Origin of the sequence: Oceanospirillum beijerinckii DSM 7166, from assembly GCF_000422425.1 — a bacterium.
Taxonomy (GTDB): domain Bacteria; phylum Pseudomonadota; class Gammaproteobacteria; order Pseudomonadales; family Halomonadaceae; genus Oceanospirillum; species Oceanospirillum beijerinckii.
In genome coordinates, this window is record NZ_AULT01000047.1 from 24555 (window position 1) to 45407 (window position 20853).

18 protein-coding genes and 2 tRNA genes are annotated in these 20853 nt (G+C 48.9%); 9 read left to right on the forward strand and 11 right to left on the reverse strand.

Annotation, left to right across the window (positions count from 1 at the left end; translation table 11 throughout):
* Positions 1 to 12 precede the first annotated feature (12 nt).
* Positions 13 to 1611, forward strand: a complete 1599-nt coding sequence (locus tag H579_RS0114210) for a methyl-accepting chemotaxis protein (RefSeq protein ID WP_028301243.1) — start codon at positions 13 to 15, stop codon at positions 1609 to 1611.
* A gap of 96 nt (positions 1612 to 1707) precedes the next feature.
* Here the strand turns inward: H579_RS0114210 and H579_RS25740 are convergent, their stop codons facing one another.
* The 3 genes from H579_RS25740 to H579_RS0114225 form a co-directional block, all read right to left on the reverse strand.
* Positions 1708 to 3396 carry an ATP-binding response regulator gene (locus tag H579_RS25740; protein WP_051227654.1) on the reverse strand — a complete coding sequence of 563 codons (1689 nt, stop codon included), beginning with the start codon at positions 3394 to 3396 and terminating at the stop codon, positions 1708 to 1710.
* A 326-nt stretch (positions 3397 to 3722) separates the two neighbouring features.
* Positions 3723 to 4286: a transglycosylase SLT domain-containing protein gene (locus H579_RS0114220; RefSeq protein WP_245583279.1), complete on the reverse strand. Its 564-nt coding sequence runs from the start codon at positions 4284 to 4286 to the stop codon at positions 3723 to 3725.
* Between the two features lie 124 nt (positions 4287 to 4410).
* On the reverse strand, positions 4411 to 6126 hold the full coding sequence (locus H579_RS0114225) for a proline--tRNA ligase (RefSeq protein WP_028301245.1): 1716 nt from the start codon (positions 6124 to 6126) through the stop codon (positions 4411 to 4413).
* Between the two features lie 394 nt (positions 6127 to 6520).
* Between H579_RS0114225 and H579_RS0114230 the strand changes: the two genes are divergently transcribed.
* From H579_RS0114230 to H579_RS25745, 3 genes are all read left to right on the forward strand, one after another.
* Positions 6521 to 6596 (forward strand) — tRNA-Phe (locus H579_RS0114230).
* Positions 6597 to 6694: 98 nt separating this feature from the next.
* Positions 6695 to 6770, forward strand: a tRNA-Phe gene (locus H579_RS0114235).
* Positions 6771 to 7019: 249 nt separating this feature from the next.
* The gene (locus H579_RS25745; RefSeq protein WP_051227655.1) at positions 7020 to 7508 is read left to right on the forward strand and encodes a hypothetical protein; all 489 of its coding nucleotides are present in this window, start codon (positions 7020 to 7022) and stop codon (positions 7506 to 7508) included.
* 94 nt (positions 7509 to 7602) lie between these two features.
* Here H579_RS25745 and H579_RS0114245 read toward each other — a convergent pair whose 3' ends face one another.
* Positions 7603 to 9918, reverse strand: coding sequence for a YgiQ family radical SAM protein (locus H579_RS0114245; RefSeq protein WP_036566338.1), 2316 nt, complete (start codon positions 9916 to 9918; stop codon positions 7603 to 7605).
* Between the two features lie 403 nt (positions 9919 to 10321).
* Here H579_RS0114245 and H579_RS0114250 point away from each other — a divergent pair, with 403 nt between their 5' ends.
* The gene (locus H579_RS0114250; protein ID WP_028301247.1) at positions 10322 to 11239 is read left to right on the forward strand and encodes a LysR substrate-binding domain-containing protein; all 918 of its coding nucleotides are present in this window, start codon (positions 10322 to 10324) and stop codon (positions 11237 to 11239) included.
* Between the two features lie 63 nt (positions 11240 to 11302).
* Here the strand turns inward: H579_RS0114250 and H579_RS0114255 are convergent, their stop codons facing one another.
* The 3 genes from H579_RS0114255 to H579_RS25750 all read right to left on the reverse strand — a co-directional run bounded on the left by H579_RS0114255 (position 11303) and on the right by H579_RS25750 (position 13280).
* Positions 11303 to 12034, reverse strand: coding sequence for a hypothetical protein (locus H579_RS0114255; RefSeq protein ID WP_028301248.1), 732 nt, complete (start codon positions 12032 to 12034; stop codon positions 11303 to 11305).
* A 154-nt stretch (positions 12035 to 12188) separates the two neighbouring features.
* Positions 12189 to 12692, reverse strand: coding sequence for a GNAT family N-acetyltransferase (locus H579_RS0114260; RefSeq protein WP_051227656.1), 504 nt, complete (start codon positions 12690 to 12692; stop codon positions 12189 to 12191).
* 135 nt (positions 12693 to 12827) lie between these two features.
* The gene (locus H579_RS25750) at positions 12828 to 13280 is read right to left on the reverse strand and encodes a rhodanese-like domain-containing protein (protein ID WP_051227657.1); all 453 of its coding nucleotides are present in this window, start codon (positions 13278 to 13280) and stop codon (positions 12828 to 12830) included.
* Positions 13281 to 13546: 266 nt separating this feature from the next.
* On the opposite strand from H579_RS25750, the gene H579_RS0114270 reads away from it, so the two are divergent.
* From H579_RS0114270 to H579_RS0114285, 4 genes are all read left to right on the forward strand, one after another.
* The gene (locus H579_RS0114270) at positions 13547 to 14497 is read left to right on the forward strand and encodes a helix-turn-helix domain-containing protein (RefSeq protein ID WP_028301250.1); all 951 of its coding nucleotides are present in this window, start codon (positions 13547 to 13549) and stop codon (positions 14495 to 14497) included.
* A gap of 167 nt (positions 14498 to 14664) precedes the next feature.
* Positions 14665 to 15129, forward strand: a complete 465-nt coding sequence (locus tag H579_RS0114275) for a carboxymuconolactone decarboxylase family protein (RefSeq protein ID WP_028301251.1) — start codon at positions 14665 to 14667, stop codon at positions 15127 to 15129.
* 43 nt (positions 15130 to 15172) lie between these two features.
* Positions 15173 to 15964, forward strand: coding sequence for a helix-turn-helix domain-containing protein (locus H579_RS0114280; protein WP_028301252.1), 792 nt, complete (start codon positions 15173 to 15175; stop codon positions 15962 to 15964).
* Positions 15965 to 16268: 304 nt separating this feature from the next.
* Complete coding sequence (locus H579_RS0114285; RefSeq protein ID WP_028301253.1) at positions 16269 to 17150, forward strand: ABC transporter substrate-binding protein; 882 nt, start codon at positions 16269 to 16271, stop codon at positions 17148 to 17150.
* Positions 17151 to 17332: 182 nt separating this feature from the next.
* On the opposite strand, the gene phnP is transcribed toward H579_RS0114285, so the two are convergent.
* The 4 genes from phnP to phnL all read right to left on the reverse strand — a co-directional run bounded on the left by phnP (position 17333) and on the right by phnL (position 20851).
* Complete coding sequence (phnP, locus tag H579_RS0114290; protein WP_245583280.1) at positions 17333 to 18091, reverse strand: phosphonate metabolism protein PhnP; 759 nt, start codon at positions 18089 to 18091, stop codon at positions 17333 to 17335.
* Positions 18088 to 18729: a phosphonate metabolism protein/1,5-bisphosphokinase (PRPP-forming) PhnN gene (phnN, locus tag H579_RS25755; protein WP_051227658.1), complete on the reverse strand. Its 642-nt coding sequence runs from the start codon at positions 18727 to 18729 to the stop codon at positions 18088 to 18090. Before phnN ends, phnP begins: the two co-directional genes overlap by 4 nt.
* A 1-nt stretch (position 18730) precedes the next feature.
* Complete coding sequence (locus tag H579_RS0114300; RefSeq protein ID WP_028301255.1) at positions 18731 to 19879, reverse strand: alpha-D-ribose 1-methylphosphonate 5-triphosphate diphosphatase; 1149 nt, start codon at positions 19877 to 19879, stop codon at positions 18731 to 18733.
* A gap of 225 nt (positions 19880 to 20104) precedes the next feature.
* A complete protein-coding gene (gene phnL, locus H579_RS0114305) occupies positions 20105 to 20851 on the reverse strand; it encodes a phosphonate C-P lyase system protein PhnL (RefSeq protein ID WP_245583281.1) in 747 nt (248 codons plus the stop codon).
* Between the last annotated feature and the right edge of the window lie 2 nt (positions 20852 to 20853).

Sequence of the window (20853 nt, forward strand, 5' to 3'; positions counted from 1 at the left end):
CAGGGGTGTACTATGCGGCGGAATCTTCCCGTGACCGGTCAAGAGCGATTGATGGATCCTGATCGCTGTATTATTTCTACCACGGATAAAAAAGGGAAGATTACTAACTGCAACGATTACTTCGTTGAGATGAGCGGTTTCAACAAAGAAGAGTTAATGGGAGCGCCTCATAACCTGATTCGTCACCCGGACATGCCTCCCGCAGCTTTTCAGGACCTATGGGATGTGATCAAACAGGGCAAGCCCTGGATTGGTGTAGTGAAGAATCGTTCAAAAGACGGCGGTCATTACTGGGTGGATGCCTATGCGACGCCTATTTTTGAGAATGGTCAGATTGTTGGCTATCAGTCAGTGCGTCATGCGCCTGATCGTGATGTCGTCAAACGTGCAGATGCGCTATATGCTGCAATTAATGCCAATAAGCACACCAGTATATGGGCCAGGGCCAAAGGCTTCTTTTCTACCAGCTATTTTCGTAGAACCTGGGCGACCATCCTTCTAATTATGTTGCCTATGCTGGCTTTGGTCGGTTTCCTATTTGATGATGCTACCTGGCCGAAAATTCTGGCGTTATTTGCAGGTGCAGTCGGTGTTAGCGGTATTGCGGCTTGGTGGCTGGCAGCTCCTATTTCCCGCCTGGCTAAGAAAAGCGCGGAAACCTTCTCAAATCCTGTTGCGCAGATGGTGTTCACCGGGCGTTATGATGAGCTTGGGCAGCTGGAACTCACGCAGAAGTTCTTGAACCTGACGATGAAAACAGTAGTCAATCGACTGGAAAATGCTTCAGGTCAGATCCACGGTCATACATCAGATGTGGCTAATCAGGCACGCAGTGTCAGCGAGCAAACGGATAACCAGCTCAGTGATATAGCCCATGCAGCCAGCACCATGCAGCAGATGTCTGTGGCAACTGAGCAAGTAGCGGCCAACTGCGAAGATGCGGCCCTTTTAGCGAAAGAGACGGATGTGGTTAGCCAAAAAGGCCGGGGTATCGTTGAACGTAGCGAGCGTTCTATTCAGCGTATGGCTACAGATGTGCGCGAGTCCATGCAGGTAATTCATGCGCTGGAGAAGAGCAGTCAGAATATTGAGTCTATTCTGGATGTGATCAACGGTATTGCCGAGAAAACTAACCTACTGGCATTGAATGCTGCCATTGAAGCGGCCCGGGCAGGTGAGCAAGGTCGTGGTTTTGCAGTTGTAGCGGATGAGGTGCGTAATCTGGCGCAAAGCTCACAAAAATCAACGGGTGAGATTCAGGTGTTGTTACAGACCTTCCAGCAGCAGACGCAACAGGTGGCCTCCATTATGTCTACTTGTGAACAGCAGGCGGATTCTACCGTAGCTGAAATTAAAGAGGCTGAGCAGGTGCTGCTTGATCTGGGAGAAACGATTACCCAGTTGGGGAATATGAATCAGCAGATCGCGACCGCTACCATACAGCAAAGTACTGCGGCCGGTGAGATGAACCAGCGTTTGGAACAGGTGCACTCAGCGGCAGAATCTGTTGCTCGGGCGAATCAGGAGATGGTTGCTGATAGCGATGAATTACTGGATGAGGCTAAGGATCTGGCAAGTTTAATCAAGCGTTTTGGCTCAGCGGCGAGATAATTGATCTGTCATACCGAAGTAAAAAGCCGGAGTCTGAAACTCCGGCTTTTGGTAAAGACTTGCGGCTTGTTTTTGGTTAGCAAAAAAGTGTGTGCTTTAACCCTTGTTTAGCCAGTGATCCAGCTTTTGAGTAAATTCAGGAATATTCAGAGGCTTGGTCAGGTAAGCATCAAAGCCAGCCGATAAACCCAAGTCGATATCTGACTGCATGGCATTTGCGCTCAGTGCTATAACGGCTTTTCCCCGATGCAGTGCCTCAGCACGTATCAGTTGCAGTAACTCGAAGCCAGACATTTCGGGCAGGTTTATATCCAAAATCACCAGATCCATGGACTCTGTGCGCAATAAACTAAGGCCCTCTTCAGGAGTACTGGCCGTTAGCAGGCGGTCTCCCTGACGTTTACTGAAAATTTTTTCTACCAGAAGGCGATTCGTCATATTGTCTTCGACATACAGCGTTGTGGTTTGCTTCAGGCTATTAGAGTCTCTGGTGTTGTCTAACTTCTGGCCTTCTATTGAGTTCACGGGTTGTACTCCTTGGCAGATGGGTAAGGTCAATGTGAACTGACTACCTTCACCTACAATACTATTAACAGTTATATGACCTGCCATTGCTTCGGCCAACTTCTTGCAAATGGTGAGACCGATCCCTTTTCCCTGTTGTTGACTTGATTCCCCACCAAAACGTTTAAAAGGTTCAAACAGTTGTGCCTGCTGTGCTTCTGTCAGGCCTGTTCCCGTATCCTTGATATGAATGTGTGCGGCTTGATCTGAGAACTCCACGTCAATAAAGACCTGTCCGCCAGGCCTGTTATATTTGATGCCATTACTGAGTAAGTTTAACAGGATCTGACGAGTCCGCTTTTTATCCGCGCGCAAAGGTGGGCAGGATAGTTCCGGTAGCTTTATTTCCAGAGGGATGTGCCACTGTTGTTGTAACGAAATTGTCAGACTTTTAACTTCATCAAGTAAGTCTTTGCAGTGCAGGACTTCAATATCAAGGTCCACCTGGCCTGATTCTATTTTGGCCAGATCTGTAATTTCGTCAATCAGATGGGCCAGATAGTGACTGGCAGAGCGTATCTCCTGAACCTGGTCATTATGTTCATCAGAAAGATGCTCCTGATCCATTTCCAATAATTGAGCATAGCCTTGAATAGCATTCAAAGGGGTGCGCAGTTCATGGCTCATGCCACGGAGAAATTCACATTTAGCTTGATTGGCCTGAGCCAGAATCTGGCTTTTAACTTCCGGGCTGACTGTTTCTACAGTGCCATGTGCAAAGCGGGCTGCAGATATGTCAGCAGATGCAATGTCTGGCTTGATAGCTTCACGGCATAAGGTCAGGGTATTCGCCAGATTGGTTAAAAGAGGTTCAAGTAATGGCGCAGGCAGTGCCAATGCCTGTTCCTGCTCTGCAAGAAGCAGGAAACCTTCATGGCTGTTAATTGGCAAAAATAATACATAGTGATAGTGCGCCAATGCCGGGTCGATCTGGCCCGATAGTTGTTGCAGGTGACTTAAAGTATAGGCTTCCGGCAGAGGTTCTTGCACCAGATAAAGGTGTGTCTGATTGAGCAAAAAGCTACTGGGTGTAATTGCCTGTTGAATAGTAAAGCTACTGTGTCCATTCGCGGTTGAACAACCCTGCAGATAGAGACCACTGCACATACCTGAATGATACAACAGACGCTGCAGTAGCTTTTGTATGAGCGGTTTTTCCTTGGTTTCAGAACCGATTAAGAGCGCAATATCATACAGCACCTTCATTTCTGACTCTGTCATAGGGCCTCCTGAATGGGCTGGTGGAGGTTCCCGGATATGCCTGAAAACTGCTATCAGAGGGAAAACAGGCGCTGTGAAAATTGTTGGCAGTGTTGCCTTTACACCTGTTGATTCATTAGTCCCCTGTTTATCAGGAGCACTAACGGGCAGTCAGAAACCGAGGCATATTTCGGGGCTACCTGAAAATGTTATATTTTTTATAGAGTTATCATACCCTGCTTATTAAAAGATGCAAAACTAATATGCTAAAAGGCAGAGATGTAAAAGACAGACTCGGAGATGGGTTATGATTTTGCCAAGACACCTGCTCATCGGGAAGAGCAGGACTATCCTGGTTGCCAATGTTTGACCCAGGCGCGCATGACTCGCTCCGGGTATTTTGTGTGACCAATACTGCCATTGTAGCGAGCAAGAGCCCGGGTGAGGTTGTTAGCTTCTTTTTTTAAATAGTAGGCGAGAATGGTACAGCCGTAGCTAAGATTGGTATGCATATCAAACAGGTTATCTTCAGAACGGCCAATCTCTTTTTTCCAGAATGGCATCACTTGCATTAAACCCTGGGCACCGGCTACGGATACTGCATCAGCTTTAAAATGGCTTTCTACCTCAATCACTGCTAATACCAGCTCCGGCATCAGCTGATGCTTGCTGGCTTCAATATGTACCTGTTTCAGTAAACGTAAGCGCGCATGGGCGTTGGGTATGAAACGTTTCAGGCGGTTGCTCATGTCTACTAACCAAACCTGAGCGGTAAATTTGTCGCTAAAGCTTTGAGTGGACGCGGCGGCTTGCAGCGCCTGTAATAATTCTGCCGGATGGGAAGAAGCGGCTAAAACAGATCGTGGAGACAGTATCAGAGAGAAAAAGAGTGCGATGGTGGACAAAAGCAACAGCTGCCTCTTGAGGGCAGGCTGTTGCTTTTGAATGGCGTCTGACGGGTTTGTGCTAGAGCGTTGATTAATAACAAACAACTTCCCAGATACAAACAGCTTGGCCATAGGGGTTACATCATGATTAGCGTTGGAACTTTTCCTTCAGGAAGTCCAGAACGGTTTCCTGAGCGATCATGGTGTTGCTTTCGTCACGACGGCCTTTGTACTCCAGCTCGCCCTCTTTCAGGCCGCGCTCACCGACAACGATGCGGTGCGGGATGCCCATGAGCTCAAGGTCAGCAAACTTAAAGCCAGGACGTTCGTCACGGTCTTCCAGCAGGACATCAAAGCCCGCGGCTTTCAGATCCTGATACAGTTTTTCACTGGTTTCACGTACCAGTTCAGACTTATGGGCATTCATCGGCACAATAGCCACTTCAAACGGTGCCAGAGATTCCGGCCAGATAATACCGTTCTCGTCGTGACCCTGCTCGATAGCTGACGCCACTACACGGGTAACCCCAATACCGTAACAACCCATAATCATAGGGATTGGCTTGCCATTTTCTCCCAGAACAGTGGCATTCATCGCTTCACTGTACTTAGTGCCCAGCTGGAAGATATGGCCCACTTCGATACCGCGTTTGATAGATAGGGTACCTTTGCCGTCCGGGCTAGGATCGCCTTCTACCACATTACGGATATCCGCTACAGGAGGCAGTTCCAGATCACGACCCCAGTTCACGCCGAAGTAGTGTTTATCATCAATATTCGCTCCGGCACCAAAGTCAGAAGATACGGCAACTGCTCGGTCAACGATACATGGAATCGCCAGATTGATTGGACCCAGAGAGCCTGGACCAGCACCAACGGCTTCACGTACTTCATCTTCGGTAGCGAAGGTTAGCGGTGCAGCAACTTCCGGTAGATTTTCTGCTTTGATCTCGTTCAGAGAGTGATCACCACGCACGATCAGTGCAATAAAGTTAGCTTCAATCTCATCGGAGGCGCGAACGATCAGGGTTTTGATGGTTTTTTCGATATCCAGACCAAAACCATTTACCAGTGCATCGATGGTTTTGGTATTAGGCGTGTCTACCAGGCGCATCTCTTCAGTCGGAGCATCGGGCGCATCTTTTGGTGCCAGTGCTTCCGCTTTTTCCATATTAGCGGCGTAGGTGCCTTCATCGTTGAATACGATATCGTCTTCGCCGGAGTCCGCCAGTACATGGAATTCGTGGGAACCGCTACCACCGATCGAGCCGTTATCGGCCAGTACCGGGCGGTAATTCAGACCCAGTCGGTCGAACACTTTACAGTAGGCCTCAAACATGGCGTCGTAGGTCTGCTGCAAAGATTCCTGAGTAGAGTGGAAGGAGTAAGCATCCTTCATAATAAATTCACGGGAACGCATCACACCAAAGCGTGGGCGGATCTCATCACGGAATTTAGTTTGGATCTGGTAGAAGTTAACCGGCAGCTGCTTATAGCTCATCAGCTCTTTGCGCGCCATCTCGGTGATCACTTCTTCGTGGGTTGGGCCCACACAGAAATCACGATCGTGACGGTCTTTAAAACGCAGCAGTTCAGGACCGTATTGTTCCCAACGGCCGGACTCCTGCCATAGTTCAGAGGGCTGTGCCGCTGGCATCAGCACTTCCTGAGAGACTTTGTCCATCTCTTCACGCACAATGCGTTCAACCTTGCGCAGGGTACGCAGGCCCAGGGGTAACCAAGTGTAAAGACCCGATGCCAGTTTACGGATCATACCCGCACGTAACATCAGCTGATGGCTGATCACCTCTGCATCAGAAGGTGTTTCTTTTAAAGTGGAAATTAGAATTTGACTGGCTCGCATAGGAACTGTCCCTGGCAAAAAACTTTGGGTTCTTGAAATAATAGGCTTAATTGTATTCGTTGCTGCGACGTTGGTACAGAGTTGTACTCATCTAAAAAAAAGTATTTCAATATCCTTCAGTTTGTGGCCAGACAATCCTGCTTTCTATTGACGAGGTGTTATTGTCTGAATATTCATGCTGGTCATTGATTGTCAACGATAAATTCCGCTTCAATCTGATGCTCCGCGCCGTATTGATACAAGCGACTGCTTTTTAAGACAAAGCTGTTGATGTTCTGGTTAGCGCTACACAAAGGCCAAAGAATCGATTCTGAGATAAAAATAGAAAAAAATTAACTTTAACTAGTTAATTCTGTTGCAGTTTTTTTTTAACTGGTGTTTAATGTGCCCCGTTGCCCGGATAGCTCAGTCGGTAGAGCAGGGGATTGAAAATCCCCGTGTCGGCAGTTCGATTCTGTCTCCGGGCACCATTGAATTCTAAAGCAGGACAAAAAGTGTTTTGCTTTGATAGCAATGGGCTCAAGTGTTAAGTCCAGTGTTATAAAAAGTTTTAGGTTTATACCTAAACGCCCGGATAGCTCAGTCGGTAGAGCAGGGGATTGAAAATCCCCGTGTCGGCAGTTCGATTCTGTCTCCGGGCACCATCTATAAAAGCCCGCAACGTTTGTTGCGGGCTTTTTTCGTTGTGCAATGGTATTTTCACAATCTGTATTTTAGCGGTTATAGATTGCAGCACTCCCTCAGAACAGGCATAATCCTGCGCCACAGGTGTTGAGGGATGCCTGCCCGCCAAGAGGATCTCACCCTTCTGTTCATGATGTTCGCTTTTAATGGCTGACTTATTTGATTCTGAATCTTTGTTTGCGGGGACAAAAGTGACTTAGGATTAAATGATGATAGCGCCAATTGAAGAGCTGAAAATCCGCGCGAAAAAACTCCTGAAAGTTTCTCCTGTTCCTGAAGATTTGCAAAAACTCTGTCAGGGCAAACAGACTTCTCCTCAAATATTACAACTGAAACATTGCCAGCGCTATATCGCCCGTCAGTATGGCTTTACCGACTGGGAGCATGCCCGCCAAGTACTAAGCTGTGATACGGACTTGCACCCGTTAGGATATGGCGAGTTCTGGTATCATCCGAAATGCACTATGTTGTTGAGTCACTGGTGCCGGAATTATCAGGAAGCCCAGCAGGTATTGGCGGAGCAAGGTGGTTATCTACTGCCCTACAAAAAGCAATTTGTGGTTGTGCAAAAGGCTTACCTTGAAGCACTGGGCCTGGATGCTGATGATCCGTTATGGGTGCAACTGGATAATAACTGGTGCCAGGGTGATCAAGAGGTTCGACTGCAGTTAGCATTGAAGAAGGTGCTGGCAAGATAGATAAGTTGAAGGCTTATTTGCTCATTTAGAAAAAGAAAAGGCAGCTTATTTAGAGGCTGCCTTTTCATATCAAACCCTGATTGCCAGAATTTTCTTAACCGCGTTTTTTACTTACCGGTCTGGCTTTTTTGCCTGCCGGTTTGCGATTAGTGTTGTTATTGCTATTGGCTGATGCCGCTTTTTTCGCTGATGGCTTAGTGCTTTTCTTGCCAGCAGGCTTTTTACCGACTGGTTTGTTACTGCTACCAGAGCCGCCTGACTTATTCAGTTTAGGGCGGTTGGTGGTATGAGATGCACCGGTTTGCTGACCCGGACGGGCCTTGCGTGGGCTGCGTGGGTTAACCGGATCTTTGTCTTCACCGGGTACCAGCTTATTTTTACCGTCACCAATCAGATCGGCACGGCCCATATCACGCAGCGTTTGGCGCAGTGCTGGCCAGTTCTTCGGATCGTGATAACGCAGGAATCCCTTCTGGGTACGGCGTTGATTATAATCCTTGGCGGTATACAGCTTTTCACTCTTATAGGTTACCTGCTTGAGCGGGTTTTTATCCGAGTGATACATAGCAGTCGCCAGCGACATCGGTGATGGGTAGAAAGTTTGTACCTGATCCGGACGGAAGTCGTTCTGCTTCAGCCACAGCGCCAGATTCATCATATCTTCATCTTCGCAACCAGGGTGGGCGGCGATAAAGTATGGAATCAGATACTGTTTCTTACCGGCTTCTTTTGAGTACTTATCGAACATACGCTTAAAGTTATCGTATGTACCCATGCCCGGTTTCATCATCTTGCTCAGAGTGCCCATTTCAGAGTGCTCTGGGGCAATCTTTAGATAACCTCCCACATGGTAGGTCACCAGCTCTTTTACGTACTCGGGGTCTTCCACCGCCAGGTCATAACGTAGACCAGAGGCAATAGATACCGTATGCACACCGTCAATGGCACGGGTTTTACGGTATAGCTCGGTCGTCGGGCTATGATCGGTATTCAGGTTGACGCAGATATCCGGGTAAACACAGGACAGCTTACGACAGGACGCCTGAATCTCTGGATCTTTACAGTTCAGGTGGTACATATTGGAGGTTGGACCACCCAGATCGGAGATATGACCGGTAAAGGCTGGTAGCTTCTGCTTAATATCTTCGATCTCATTGAGTACCGACTCATGGGAGCGGCTCTGAATAATACGACCTTCGTGTTCGGTAATGGAACAGAAGGTACAGCCACCAAAACAACCGCGCATAATATTGATCGAGAAGCGGATCATCTCGTAGGCAGGGATCTTGGCGTCGCCATATTTCGGGTGCGGGACACGCTGATAAGCGAAACCAAATACACCGTCCATCTCGTCGGTTTCCAGTGGAATTGGCGGTGGATTAACCCAGATCTCTTTTTTGCCATGCTTCTGAATCAGTGCACGGGCATTATGAGGGTTTGACTCCAGGTGCAGTACACGAGAGGCATGGGCATACAGCACTGGGTCTTTATGCACCTTGTCGAAGGACGGCAGACGGATATAGGTTTTTTCCTGCTCCAGCTTGCCGTATTTGCCTTTTAATGGTGCCGGAATCACACGGATCGGCATTACATCAGGATCTTCCTCTTCACCATCCTGACATTTGCCTTCTGGAATATACTCGTAAGGGCTTGGGATCTGATCGATCTTACCTGGCCAGTCCACACGACTGGAGTCGATCTCGGTATAACCGCCAGGCGCGACATCACGCACAACGGTAGTACCACGAATATCAAGCAGATCTTCCAGCTTCTCACCGGCTGCCAGTTTTTGCGTCAGCTCGATAATGGCGCGCTCGGCGTTACCATAGAGCAGAATATCCGCAGTGGAGTCAATTAGCACCGAGCGGCGAACCTCATTGCTCCAGTAATCGTACTGAGCAATGCGACGCAGACTGGCTTCAATACCACCGATTACCACAGGTACATCGGAGTAGGCCTGTTTACAGCGCTGAGAGTAAACAATCACCGCACGGTCCGGACGCTTACCGCCTTCACCGTGTGGGGTATAGGCATCGTCGTTACGGACCTTCAGATCCGCCGTATAACGGTTGATCAGGGAATCCATATTGCCTGCCGTAACACCGAAATAGAAATTCGGCTTACCCAGACGCATAAAGTCGTCAGGGTTACGCCAGTCCGGCTGATCGATAATACCAACCCGGAAGCCCTGAGCCTCCAGCAGACGGCCCATCACCGCCATACCAAAGCTCGGGTGATCCACATAAGCATCACCGGTGACAATAATCACATCGCAGCTATCCCAGCCCAGCTGATCCATCTCCTCGCGAGTGGTCGGCAGGAAAGGGGCTGTACCAAAACACTCCGCCCAATATAAAGGGTAGGAGAACAGGTTCGGGGCTGTTTTATGTTTACTGGTTATTGCGCTCATCAGGTATCGGTATCTATCAGCTAATCGGCAGGAAGGAACTGGTGTGAATTATAGCCTGTCCCTTAAAAACGGGCATTGTCCCAGAAAAACAGTCAGGAATACAGAGGGGAGAATAATATTCTGGCTATTCTTCGAGTATGCCTTGGTGATCTTCAGAATCTTGTCTGCTTTAAGGTTTTGTTTTTGTCGGGCAACACTGATTATATTGAGGTTCTGTTTCCGGGCTTAACTCACCTGGATTATTCTGTGAACTGTCTTTATAGCTCTGATAAATAGTGGCTGGTAGCGGCTGGCACTGATTATCCGCTTATTATCCGAAATCGTGCAGCCAAACCCGATGACATTATTTCGTCATACAAAACTGTTAAAAATCAGCCAATCAAGTCTTACAAATGACATAATAATGAAACACAACCGTAAACCCCTGCCCCCGTTAAATGCGATGAAAGCCTTTGAGGCCGCCGCACGCTTACGCAGCCTGACCCGAGCGGCAGAAGAGCTACATGTGACTCAGGGTGCTGTCAGTCAACAGGTAAAATTGCTGGAAGAGTATCTGAATACCCAGCTGTTTATCCGCAAACCCCGAAAGTTGGAACTGACCGATGCGGCACGAGCCTATCTCCCCGTACTCACCGAGGCATTTAATAATCTTCAAGCCAGCACCAATGAGCTGTTTGGCACTGATCACAGGGCATTACTTACCATTAAGTGTGGCACCAGTTTTATTCATCGCTGGTTAGTGTCTCGTCTGGCACACTTCTACCAACAGAACCCAGGTATTCGTATCCGCTTGATGTCGTCGGTTTGGCCATCACAAAATGAGGTGGAAGAAGCCGATCTGGAGGTCTCCAACGGTTTTGGCGATTGGACCGGGATGAAGGTGGAAAGACTGACCCAGGAACACTGGGTAGTCGTGGCCAGTCCGGGCTTTTTAGAAAAGTATCCGGTGGATAATGATCCGCTGAAGATAATCCAGTTACCACTGATCAGCACCATTGGCGATCGGGAGAACTGGCAGCAATGGTTCCGTAAACAAGGTTACGGCGGCATAATGCCGATGCCTATTCTGGAAAGTGATACCAGCACCATGGCGATGGAAGCCGCCTGTAATAATGTGGGCTTACTGCTGACCCGCAGCTTCCATGCCTCCACTCTGCTGGAAAGTGGTGAGCTGATTCAGGCTCATGATTACACACTGCCTTCAACGGGCGCCCATTATCTCGTTCTACCCAATAAACCGCCTGCGCCCAAAGTCACTGCTTTCAGTGACTGGATAAAAGAAGAGTTAAAACAGCACAGTGACTTTTATAAGGTAGGCTAACATCCATATCGCCTGTTCTCACACCCTTTGTTATGGTTACCCATGACTTACGGCTCTGCTGCTTTATTCAGGTGACAAACGCCGGAAGAGTTCAAGCCCTTCCGGTGTATCTGTATTTAACCAGACATTCATCGACAACTGTATCAGCACGTTCTTATCACTGAACTGCAAATCATCGTGAGTCATGCCTTGATTTAAGCCGATATAAAAGCCCGCCAAACGTTCGGAAAACACATAATCCACCCGGCCCAACCGCAGCAAGCGAAAGCTCTGTTCCAGACTATCAACCTCAACAATATTTAACCCCGCCGCTACCATCTGATCACGTATCGGGCTGTTCCCCTTTAGACGGGTAAAAGCCACCCGTCCTTCCAGCTCATGATAATAATCCCAGAGAAATGGCTGCATTTTGTGTAAACGGAACAAGCCGATTTTTATCGGCTCATGGGATGGCAACACATTTCTGTAGCTCTCTTTCAAGCCTGATACTGGAGGGAAAAAACTGGCTTGCCAATGCCCCTCCTGTACGGCCAAGCCTGCCCGGGCGGGCGGCAGAAAATGTGGGGTCAATACAACTCTGGCACCATCCGTCTGATCAAGCTTGGCCTGTAATGCTCTGAATGCCAGACCGTAATCCGTCAATTGACTGCCGGTATAAGGTGGATACTGCATAGCAATTACCTCAACCTCCAATACCGGCAACGCCTGTTCAGGTGAAGTATCGACTATTTCTTTGTCAGCCCAGGCTATCACAGCACACAGCAGACTGATCAGAAAGGTCGCAAGATAAGCCATAGATTATTCCGGCAGCGGGTTGATTAATCGGGTGTTATTTACAAAAGCGTTATTTACAAAGACACTGTTTACAAAGGTGCTGTTTACAACATTAGCGTAATAAGTGAAGAATAACCTCCATTTGGACGATGACAAAAAGATTTCACTGATATTATCAGCAGTGAGCTAACGTCTTTTCGTACAGTAACCACTGCGCACTTAGCCCTCCCCCCTGATCCTGATAAAAGCATTCTGCGGCTTTATTGCCTTGCAAGACCAACCAGGATAGGCGCTCAACCCCTTGAGCCCGGCAATGGGTCTGCAGCGCTGTAAATAGCTGCCGACCAATGCCAAGCCCTCTCATCCCATCCGCCACCAGGAACTCTTTTAGCGTTGCGGCAGGCTTGAGATCATAGGTAAAAGGGGTGTAGACCAACACGGCATAACCAACAATGGCCCCCTGTTTTGTACTGACTCCCGCCCTGCTCAATCTGGCAACGATGCAATCAAACTGAATATTTTCACCAAAACCTCGTTCCAGCAGTTCCTGTTCGGTGACGTTAAACTGGTTGTCATACCCTTCAAACCGAGCCAGCTGCTGCATTAACGCCAAAACTTCCGGGATATCGTTCTGTTGCCATAAACCGACCGTGATTTCTGACTGATCAATTGATTTCAAAGCTATCCTCCTGATTATTTTGATGGTGCTTTTATACCCTCTTGTACAGCAATCCAGCTCTACAAGAGGGAATAAAGAGGGTTGCACAGTAGAAAGTACTGGAGAGAGACAAAACCTCTACCGCACCTAATTTTCTCAGGCCTTGATCCCTTCAAAACGAAACTTCTCATCAGCCCAGCCAGTCATACCGCCAATCATGATTTTTACCGGGAAACCCAACTGAGCAATTTTTAACGCGGCTTTATCCGCGCCATTACAGTGAGGGCCGGCACAGTAAACGACAAAGCAGCGTCTTTCCGGCAAGGCGGACAAGGTTTCATGACTGATTTTATCCTTCGGCATATTGATTGCGCCGGGTACATGGCTACGCTCAAATGACATGGCACCCCGCACATCCAACAGATGAAAATCCATCTGCTTCTTAGCCATTGCCTGATGAACATCGGCACAATCGGTTTCATATGCCAGTTTGGCCGCAAAGTGTGCGCTAGCCTGCTCTGAGCTGGCTGCCGGAACCTCTGCTACCGCTGATGGCTCTTTTACCGCGGATGGCTCAACTACTGCAGAAACGTTGACTTGCTGTTCCATAACTCTTCTCCTGATGATCTTTAAGTGAGATCTAAAAAATAAGTGAGATTTAAAAAGTAGTGATTTAAGCCAAGTGGCTTGCTTTCGTTCAAGACCTATTAAATCCCAGCACTAAAAGTCATAAAATGGCAAAAGAGACATTAAACATTGCTTTTCGGACAAGGTGCTTGTTGGCTCTGTTAAAGCGGAAAATCAGCCGCCACAATGGCCTGAAAGTAACGCCCTATGCCTGAATACAGCTATAGGCACATAATAAGGAACCCACCATGAACACACATAAAGTCGCGATTTGTGCTTATAAGGGCTTATCTATGCTGGAGTTTGGCGCAGCGGTGGAGATCTTCGCTTCTTATGGCAAACACTTTCAGCCCTGGTATCAGGCTCAAATTGTCTCTGTCGATGAGGATTATCTGCCGATTGCGGAAGGCACAGGGCTATCGGCCAACACGGACCTTTCCGTGCTAAGCCAGGTGGATACCGTTGTGATTCCCGGCTGGACCAGTCTGCAACGGGAAGCGGATAACGAACTGATTCACGCCCTTCAGCAGGCTCATAGCAATGGTGCTCGTTTGGTTTCGTTCTGCTCCGGGGCTTTTATCCTGGCGCAAACAGGCTTATTGAATGGCAGAAGTGCAACGACTCACTGGCGTTATGCCGAAGCGTTTAATCAACGTTTTCCCTTAGTCGCACTGGATGTCAATCGCTTATACGTGCATGAAGATAACCTGCACACCTCCGCCGGGAGTGCAGCCTGTATCGATCTGTCACTGGATCTGATCCGACAGGATTTTGGTATAGAAACCGCCAATACCGTTGCCAAAAGACTGGTAGTATCAGGCCATAGAGCCGGAGGGCAACAACAATTTATTCAACTCCCCGTGCCCAAACCCCGCTCTGAACTAGGGCAGGTACTGGACTGGGCGTTAGAAAACCTCGATAAGAAGATCACTACCGACGAGCTGGCCGAGCGGGCCTGCCTAACCCGGCGCACCTTTGACCGTCGTTTTCGTCAGAACTACGGTATGAGCGTCAAACAGTGGCTGCTTAATGCCCGTGTTGAGCACGCAAAATACCTGTTGGAAACCACAGCAACACCGATAGAAACCATCGCCTCACTCAGTGGTTTTTCAACGTCACTCTCATTAAGAAACCACTTTGATCATTTTGTCGGTATCAGCCCGGGGAAATACCGTAAAAGCCTTGGTACCTGCGCTTAAACAGTGGTTGAACAGCATCCTATTGAAGCGCCAGACCTCTTTATATTTGAAATACAGCTATGACGCTTTCCCTGTGTCGATCATAGATCAGTCTGTTTGTCGTTTTTTTTCAATTTTTCCGGTAGCCAGGCCTTTAGCATGGATACCACATTGAAAGGAGAAGAAAAATGACCATTCAAATCGATTATTTCAACCTGGCTACTGACGCGATGGGCATCCTGATGAATCAGGAGAAATATCTGAAAGAGCGCTTTATCGCCTCTGATAAACTGGGCCTGGGGCTGCTTGAGCTGATTAAGCTCAGAGTCTCCCAGATCAACCGGTGCGCCTACTGTATCGATATGCACAGTAAAGATGCCACCGCCCTGGGCGAGACTCCCCAGCGCATCTATGCGTTGTCGGCCTGGAAAGATGCGCCGTTTTTCAGTGGTCGTGAACGTTTAGCACTTGCCTGGGCGGAAGCCTTGATGTTAAATCAGGAGATAGACGATCCACAACTGGAAGAGATGCAAGCCGTATGGAGTGATGCCGAAATCGTCAATCTGACACTGGCCATCAACGCCATTAACAGCTGGAACCGTGTGGCCAGAACCTTTAAACCCGAGGTGGGCAGCTATCAAACGCAATACTGAAACGCTCATTCAGCGCAAAACTCAGCGTAGCCGAATCAACGGGGTGGATCTCACCCTGTTGTTTCCTGCGGCTTTGACAGCGCAAACGGTGCAGGCAATCTGGTTCGCTTCCACCGATAGCCAGGCCCCTGAGCCCGCAGAGCGCTGGCTCAGGGGGAAAGCTTTTAGCGCTCTTGTTTTCACTCTAAAAGGTCAATTTGCGCTTAATGGCGTTTTACAGTCCACAGAGCCATTATTGATGCCCGACTATACGGAAGCGGCCTCAATTACACTGCTTCCTGACAGTCAATTGGTGGGGATCTGCCTGCAGCCCGGTGTTGCCACTGCCCTGTTTGGCCAGCGACCAGAAGCCGCTATTCCACTCAAGGAACTGGAATCACCGCTTGATTGGGCACAACTTGAAAATACGCTGCTGCTGCAACCTAATCTATGGCGACAAGCTCTGGCTGTCTACCGTTGGTTAAAACAGCACAAACTGGATCAGGAATATCTACCCGAACCCTTTGCTACCCTACTGCAAAATATTGCCAACTCGTCCGGCGATGAGAAGTTGGGCCAGTTGGATAGTTTTTTCAATCCCAGAACGATCGAGCGCCAGTTTAAGCAATATATCGGTATTTCACCTAAGCGCTACCAACAACTGGCACGGGTTAATCGCGTAATGGATCAACTGCGCCATGAGCCTAACGCTATGCCATTAACCGATATTGCTCACCATATGGGCTACTCCGATCAGGCCCATCTCAGTCGCGAGTTTAAGGCTTTTAATCGCATCACGCCGAAGCAATACCGTACGATTATTCTCAATCGAGATTCTTCTTCAACCTCAGCTTAATCTGGGTTTTGATCAGTTACGTCGGTGCCAGCATCCACGGAAAAAAGTTCATTTGATTAATTTAAATTCAGATAATAAACACCGATGAAATACCCTCTAATTACCTAAAGTCCGCTTAGACCCTTGATGCTCTTATTGAAGATGTTGCGACCCATTTTGACGGAGCTACCCACGATTTTTTCTGGTATCCCGCTTGCTTACCAACAGACGCTATTAACGCATCCTTAATAATTTTTCTGAGACTTGAGCCATTATGTCTCTCTTGGATTCAAGTAATAAGACAATATGGCCCTTAGGGTACAAGATGAAACAAACACTGAAACGTCCATTGCTTACCACTGTGCTAACCGCTACCGCCATGACAGCCGCAACCCTGGCATTGACTGCTCCGGCTCATGCTGCCGAATGCAAGGCCAGCTATGGCGAAGGTCAAACAACTTTTCGTCTGGCCACCGGCAGTCCGGGGGAATTAGGTCTGTTAAAGGTTCTCGCTGATGAATTTAACCAACAACATGACAGCCGTATGTGCTGGGTTAAGGCTGGCTCAGGCAAGTCGCTCAAACTGCTGAAATCCGGTGCCGTAGATATGGTTATGGTGCATGCACCAGGCCCGGAAAAAGAAGCCGTTCGGGCTGGCTGGGCAGCACAACGGACACTGATTGGCAGCAATGAGTTTTATCTGGTTGGCCCCAAGCACGACCCGGCTCAGGTCAGTACAGCAAAAAGCGTCGCTCACGCCTATCAGAAAGTTGCACAGAAAAAAGCTGATTTTTTCTCCCGGGGGGATAACTCAGGTACACATAAAAAAGAGCAACGCATTTGGCAAAATGCTGAAATCACCCCACAGGGTTCCTGGTATCATGTGACCAAAGAGTTTATGCGCGCTACCTTACGTCAGGCTAATCAGAAGCCGGGCTACTTTATGACCGATAGCTCTACCTGGGTCGCCGAGCAAGCTAAACTGGATAATCTCAGCATCCTGTTTAAAGGTGATCCTATGCTGATTAACACTTATCACGCGCTACGCACCTCAGACCTTTCTCAACCTGCAGGGCGTCTGTCTCAGGCGTTTATCGAGTTTGTGGCCTCTGACAAGGGGCAAAAGATAATTACCGAGTTTGGTCAACAATCCTTTGGTGCCAGCCTGTATAACAACGCCGAATATGCGCAGCAGTATGTCCATTAATAGCTCATCGGTTTAGCCTGATGCACACTTACACAGGAGTGTGTTGATTATTTGGTCAATGACTAAAGAGTGAAATGATCTACTGAAGATTAACTTTTGTGTGAGTGCTTATTTCGTCATAGAGCCGCATCTATCCAGAAATCAGGCTCCGGCCCATTCCCAATGAATGGGCCAACGCACCCTTAAAGGATAAAGCTATCACCATCGCTGGCGACCACAACACTCTCCGGCAATGTCGCAGCATTATCCATCAACCACAGATCCATATGATGGCTCAGGTGAGTCAATACGGTTTTAGCAGGGTTCAGCTTGCCATGAATCTCCAGTGCCAGATTGAGATCATTATGGTTTCTTGGCGGCGTATCCTGAGGGGGATGGCTGCAGTCGATCACCATCATATCCAGCCAAAATTGATTCAAGAACTTCATACTCTCATCAGGTAAGCCGACGGTATCGGTCAGATAAGCAATACGCACGTTCTGGTAGTCCAGCAGATAACCAAAGGTAGGCTTGGAATGCTGGAGAGGAACCGGTGTAACGCCTACACCATGTAGGTTATAACGCTCAAACGGTACCAACGGGCGCTGAAAATCCAGAATACCGGGGTGCTTAAAAAGATCCGCACAACCCTCCTGATCATCCGGGCCATAAACAGGAACCGGTTCCCCTAAGCCCCAACGCAGATGAAACAAGCCCTGCACATGATCTACATGATAATGAGTCAGCAGGATGCCATCTAATGGCTTTTGATCAAAGCGCTCGGCCAAATCCGTTAACCCGCCATCCAACAACAATGTCGCTTGATCCGTCTCCAGCAGAGCACTGCAAGGTCTGCGACGGGCACTGACATCAACCCGGGCCCGATAGCACACCTTACACTGACAACCAAAAACCGGCACCTGGCGTACATCACCGGTGCCCAGCAAGCTCAGTTTGATCATTTTGTCAGGCTCTTAAACCGGTTCTGTTCAGAGCCATCAATATCTGCTTTAGGCATAACCGGCAGCTCCAATTCGATACCGTTCTGCCAACCGTGTTGTTGTATCAGCTGAAGCAGGCTATCAATGCCCTGTTGCAGATCAGCGCTATTATTCACCCGACAAACCGAATCAGGCAGGCTATCGACCAACTGCTGGTGACGTTGCAGGCGACGCTCAATCTCTTCTGTGGTTTCGCGACCACGGTTGGTCAAACGATCACGCAGCAGCTCCGCATCTACTTCAACCAGTACAGGCACCAGCTCTTCATACTGCTCAATCGCCTGAGACAGATACTCGCGGGAACCGTTGATAATCACATTAGCCCCCGCGTCCAGCCAGCCGTTAATCTCTGAGCCGATGCCGTAGTGATAACCGTGGGAATACCAGTTCATAGCAAACATACCCATACGCTCACGCATGGCAAACTCTTGTTCCGACAGGTGCACATGGTTCTCACCACCGACACCCGGTGCCCGGGTGATATAACGGTGGGCCACACAACACCGCTGCTCCGGTGTCAGCTGCTGACGGCAACCCGCCAGCAAACTGTCTTTGCCAGAGCCCGATGCACCTATCAGATAAAACAGGGTGCCGCTCATGTTAGAAAACCCTCTTACCCTGATTCCAAACCCGTTGAATTAAAGACATCACTTCATGCTGTTTTACTTGCACAAGATCCGCTCGTAGACCTGCTTTCAGCTCACCCCGGTCAAACAGGTTTGATGCTGTGGCAGGGTTGGCAGTAACCAGTGCCACCGCATCCGCCGGCGAATAATCATTGTCCTGACCCGCGACCATAAAGGCCGCTTGTAGCAGTGCCGATGGATAGTAATCGGAACTCAGAATATCCAGCACACCGGCCTTAGCCAGATCTTTAGCCGCGATATTGCCCGAGTGCGAACCACCCCGTACAACATTCGGCGCGCCCATCAAAACCTTAAGGCCCAGATCATGAGAGGCTTTCGCCGCTTCCATAGTCGTTGTGAATTCTGCCACCTGCATCCCCAACTCAGCGGACTCTTTAGCATGTTCAATTGTCGCATCATCATGGCTAGCCGTGGCAATACCTCTTTCGTTACACACGGCACAGATGGTACGACGATAACGGTCCGAGTATTTGGCGCTATTAGCTTGCTGCTCAACAATAAAGGCATCAATCTCGGTATCAGAGAAGCCGTATTTGCCCTGGTAATACTCACGGTACTTAGGAATATTCTCTGGTGGAAACTGGCGCTGACCCGGCGCATGATCCATTAAAGACACCAGTTTGACCAGATCTTCATCGATATAACGCTCAAAGAACGCCATCAGACCGGGATAGCTCACCTCGCAACGCAGGTGTAGCAGGTGATCCGCACGGTTAATCCCGGCTTTTTCGGAGTCCACTATCGCTTTAATCATAGCATCCAGTTTTTCCACCCGGATGCTATCACCGGCGACATCACCTAACGCTACGGAATCAAATGAGGTGGTAATACCTGCCGCCACAAGCTGAGCATCATGGGTAGACATCGCCAGGTGCCCCGGCCAATCCACTTTAGGACGGGGTGAGAAATATTTTTCCTGATTGTCGGTGTGCAGCTCTACCAGACCCGGCAGCAGAAAATCACCACTCAAATCATCGGCTTGTGCAAGCTGACTTTTACCCTGGCTGATCTCGGCAATCTTGCCATCACGCACCACCAGCGTGCCTTGTACCACTTCATCACGCAGAATCAGCTGCGCGTTGGTTAAAATTTGTTCGTTCATCGCGTTATATTCCGAAATATCAAACGCTGATCGGGGCTTCATGTAGGTCGGAAAAGCCGCAAGGCGCCTTCCGACTATTGTTGACCGATAAAGCAATGACTATCCGTTGGGGTTAATGTCGGATGGCGCTTCACTTATCCAACCTACTCAGGTTTCCCGTTCTGCAAAAAATGCTATAAATCCGTAAGAGCCTTCAATCTCTGGTCTTGTTAAACCGTCTGCGTTTTACACAGCCCGTATATCAACCAAACGATCCGCGACCGCTTCACGTACATCTTCGTCGTGGAAGATGCCGACAATGGCTGCGCCTCGGGCTTTAGCTTCATGGATCAGCTCAACCACTACCTTGCGGTTTTTTGCATCCAGGGATGCGGTTGGCTCATCCAGCAGCATAATGGGGTAATCGACGATAAAGCCTCGGGCGATATTCACACGCTGCTGCTCACCACCAGAGAAGGTGCTCGGTGCTAGCTGCCACAGGCGCTCAGGTACATTCAAACGGCTTAAAAGTGTCTTAGCTTTCTCTTCGCATATCGCTTTATCGACGCCCAGATCCAGCAGCGGTTGCATCACCACATCTACCGTGCTGACCCGTGGGATCACACGCAGAAACTGGGAGACATAACCCAGCGTCTGCTCACGCAGGGCGATAATGCGACGGGGTTGGGCAGAGGTGATATCCACCAGCTCATCACCATCACGCAGTACAATCTGGCCTTCATTAACCGAGTAGTTCGCGTACAGGGCTTTCAGAAAAGTACTCTTACCGGCACCGGACTGACCGTGCAGTACCACACACTCGCCGGAATCTACTTGCAGATCGATGCCTTTCAGCACCTCAAAGCTCACACCGCCCTGGTTGTGCAGGGTGAAGGATTTTTGAAATCCACTGACCTGAATCATCGCCGCAGGGTCTAGCACTGTTTCTCCAGCGCCACCTGCATTCACAGTCATCTCACTTGTCATATTCATCG

What these genes read in the sequence shown, in the direction of transcription:
- H579_RS0114210 (WP_028301243.1), top strand. Translation starts at nt 13, where the DNA reads ATGCGGCGGAATCTTCCCGTGACCGGTCAAGAGCGATTGATGGATCCT.
- H579_RS25740 (WP_051227654.1), bottom strand. Translation starts at nt 3,396, where the DNA reads ATGACAGAGTCAGAAATGAAGGTGCTGTATGATATTGCGCTCTTAATC.
- H579_RS0114225 (WP_028301245.1), bottom strand. Translation starts at nt 6,126, where the DNA reads ATGCGAGCCAGTCAAATTCTAATTTCCACTTTAAAAGAAACACCTTCT.
- H579_RS25745 (WP_051227655.1), top strand. Translation starts at nt 7,020, where the DNA reads ATGATAGCGCCAATTGAAGAGCTGAAAATCCGCGCGAAAAAACTCCTG.
- H579_RS0114245 (WP_036566338.1), bottom strand. Translation starts at nt 9,918, where the DNA reads ATGAGCGCAATAACCAGTAAACATAAAACAGCCCCGAACCTGTTCTCC.
- H579_RS0114250 (WP_028301247.1), top strand. Translation starts at nt 10,322, where the DNA reads ATGAAACACAACCGTAAACCCCTGCCCCCGTTAAATGCGATGAAAGCC.
- H579_RS0114255 (WP_028301248.1), bottom strand. Translation starts at nt 12,034, where the DNA reads ATGGCTTATCTTGCGACCTTTCTGATCAGTCTGCTGTGTGCTGTGATA.
- H579_RS25750 (WP_051227657.1), bottom strand. Translation starts at nt 13,280, where the DNA reads ATGGAACAGCAAGTCAACGTTTCTGCAGTAGTTGAGCCATCCGCGGTA.
- H579_RS0114270 (WP_028301250.1), top strand. Translation starts at nt 13,547, where the DNA reads ATGAACACACATAAAGTCGCGATTTGTGCTTATAAGGGCTTATCTATG.
- H579_RS0114275 (WP_028301251.1), top strand. Translation starts at nt 14,665, where the DNA reads ATGACCATTCAAATCGATTATTTCAACCTGGCTACTGACGCGATGGGC.
- H579_RS0114285 (WP_028301253.1), top strand. Translation starts at nt 16,269, where the DNA reads ATGAAACAAACACTGAAACGTCCATTGCTTACCACTGTGCTAACCGCT.
- phnP (WP_245583280.1), bottom strand. Translation starts at nt 18,091, where the DNA reads ATGATCAAACTGAGCTTGCTGGGCACCGGTGATGTACGCCAGGTGCCG.
- phnN (WP_051227658.1), bottom strand. Translation starts at nt 18,729, where the DNA reads ATGAGCGGCACCCTGTTTTATCTGATAGGTGCATCGGGCTCTGGCAAA.
- H579_RS0114300 (WP_028301255.1), bottom strand. Translation starts at nt 19,879, where the DNA reads ATGAACGAACAAATTTTAACCAACGCGCAGCTGATTCTGCGTGATGAA.
- phnL (WP_245583281.1), bottom strand. Translation starts at nt 20,851, where the DNA reads ATGAATATGACAAGTGAGATGACTGTGAATGCAGGTGGCGCTGGAGAA.